This is a genomic window from Streptomyces sp. URMC 126, assembly GCF_051386555.1.
Classification (GTDB): Bacteria; Actinomycetota; Actinomycetes; order Streptomycetales; family Streptomycetaceae; genus Streptomyces.
This window is the reverse complement of the sequence record NZ_JBPQTX010001426.1, coordinates 1-230: the sequence shown is the minus strand read 5'-3', so window position 1 is coordinate 230 and position 230 is coordinate 1. Positions and strand designations below refer to the sequence as shown.

Annotated in this window: 1 protein-coding gene; it reads left to right on the top strand. The window is 70.4% G+C overall.

All coding sequences use genetic code 11. The features are described from left to right. Window positions 1–18: 18 nt before the first annotated feature. Window positions 19–230, top strand: a 212-nt coding sequence (locus ACSNOK_RS36535) for a hydantoinase/oxoprolinase N-terminal domain-containing protein (protein WP_436784937.1), incomplete at its 3' end; no start/stop codon positions are given.

Genomic DNA, 230 nt, shown 5'->3' with positions numbered 1-230 from the left:
ATCTACGAGATCGGCCGCGTGAACCGGCCCGATGCCTACAACCTGTTCTTCAACAAGCACCAGCCGCTGGTGCGGCGCTCGCTGCGCCATGAGGTGTCCGAGCGCCTGCGCGCCGACGGCAGCCTGCACAAGCCGCTGGACGAGGCGGCCGTGCGCGAGCTGGCCCGCGAGCTGGCAGGGCAGGGCGTGGAGGCCGTGGCCGTGCTGCTGCTGCACTCCTACCGCAATCC